The following is a 1874-nucleotide window of genomic DNA, read 5'->3' on the forward strand; positions in this document are numbered from 1 at the left end:
CCGTACGTGTCCGTGTACGCGTTCTGGCTCATCGCGAAGTGCTGCGCGTAGTTCCACAGCCCCGTCACCGTGTTGCCGTCGAAGAAGCCGAGCACGGCCGCCTGCGTGCCGAAGACGCCTGCGCCGTTCGTGATCGCCTTACCCGTGAAGAACGGGAACGCATCCATCTTGCCGCCGTCGGCGGCTTCCTGCTCGGGGCCATACGAGTGACTCTGGTCGGAGGTGTTCGCCTGCGAGCGGTCGAAACGGAACGGCAGTAGTCCGGCTGGTTGATTCCCCACGAGTGGGAGGTTTTTCGCGAACGTCTGGTTCGGGTTCGTTGCGAGCAGGTTGTTGTTGCGCAGGTTGTTGACCGTCGGCGTGCCGGGCAGCGCGGTGAACGCGGGCTCGCCCGTGGGGTTCTTCGCCTGCGGATAGGTCGCGAAGTAATGGTCGAACGAGCGGTTCTCACCGAAGATCACGACGAGGTGCTTGATCGGCGTGGTGGTCTGTGCCAGATCCTGCGGCGACTGTGCCGCTGCGGGCGCCGGCGTGTTCGACGCACTCGGCGGGTTGTTATCGCTGCTGCCGCAGGCGGCAAGCGCGAGCAGCGCCGCTGCTAGCGACGCAGGTAGGATCGCTTTGCGAAACATGGTGTGGGGGGCTCCAGGATGCAACGACGCGGTTCCGCCCTTTCCCCATGAAACGTATGAGTCCAGGCCGGGTTTTCGAAAGTTTTAACGCCCGATTTATCAGGAATTCGGGCAGCGGCATTGGACCATCGTTATATTACTGGGAAGAGGCCGTTTGCTTCCGCGCGCATTACGCAAATATTATTTTTGATTGAATTGTGATGCTTTCGCGGCCAACGTGTTGATGGCTTTGCGTGACGACGGTGTCTGTTCAAGCGATGAAAAACTGATGTCCCGTATGTCGCGTTCCGTGTTACGTGTAGAGGCTGCGTCCCAAGTGTTCAGGGTGATGTGGTATTTGGCGCGAGCCGGCGCAAAACACATCATTTCCATTCGGCGCCGATTACACATCGGCGATGAGAGCATCACAGTTAATGAAAAATAATATGCGTGTAATACATGCGGAAGCAAACGGCCTCTTCCCAGTAATATAACGATGGTCCAATGCCGCTGCCCGAATTCCTGATAAATCGGGCGTTAAAACTTTCGAAAACCCGGCCTGGACTCATACGTTTCATGGGGAAAGGGCGGAACCGCGTCGTTGCATCCTGGAGCCCCCCACACCATGTTTCGCAAAGCGATCCTACCTGCGTCGCTAGCAGCGGCGCTGCTCGCGCTTGCCGCCTGCGGCAGCAGCGATAACAACCCGCCGAGCGCGTCGAACCCGCCCGCGCCGGCCGCCGCGGCGCCGTCGCCGCAGGATCTGGCGCAGACCGCCACGCCGATCAAGCACCTCGTCGTGATCTACGGTGAGAACCGCTCGTTCGACCATTACTTCGCGACCTATCCGCAGGCGAAGAACACGCCCGGCGAGCCGGTGTTCACTGCACTGGCGGGCACGCCGGTGGTCAAAAACCTGCAGACGGACAACCTGATCGCGACGAACCCGAACCAGACGAACGCGAGCAACCTCGCGATCACGCCGGCGATTCCGGCGACGGAACTGGTGCCGTTCCGTCTTGACCGCGCGCAGGCGAACACGGCCGACCAGAGTCACTCGTACAGTCCCGAGCAGGAAGCCTCCGACGTGGGCAAGATGGACGCATTCCCGGCCTTCACAGGCAAGGCGACGATGGGCAGCGCCGGCGCTTTCGGGACGAAGGCGCAGGTGCTCGGCTTCTTCGACGGCAACACGGTGACGGGGCTGTGGAACTACGCGCAGCACTTCGCGATGAGCCAGAACGCGTACACGGACACGTACGG

At 61.1% G+C, this 1874-nt stretch carries 2 protein-coding genes; one reads left to right on the top strand and one right to left on the bottom strand.

What is annotated here, in order from left to right; all coding sequences use genetic code 11:
• On the bottom strand, window positions 1–632 hold a 632-nt coding region (locus tag BX592_RS33560), incomplete at its 3' end, for an alkaline phosphatase family protein (RefSeq protein ID WP_279589221.1).
• A 604-nt stretch (window positions 633–1236) separates the two neighbouring features.
• On the opposite strand from BX592_RS33560, the gene BX592_RS33565 reads away from it, so the two are divergent.
• Window positions 1237–1874: alkaline phosphatase family protein (locus BX592_RS33565; protein WP_279589222.1), on the top strand; the 638-nt coding region annotated here is incomplete at its 3' end.

Origin of the sequence: Paraburkholderia rhizosphaerae (assembly GCF_004366595.1) — a bacterium.
Classification (GTDB): domain Bacteria; phylum Pseudomonadota; class Gammaproteobacteria; order Burkholderiales; family Burkholderiaceae; genus Paraburkholderia; species Paraburkholderia rhizosphaerae.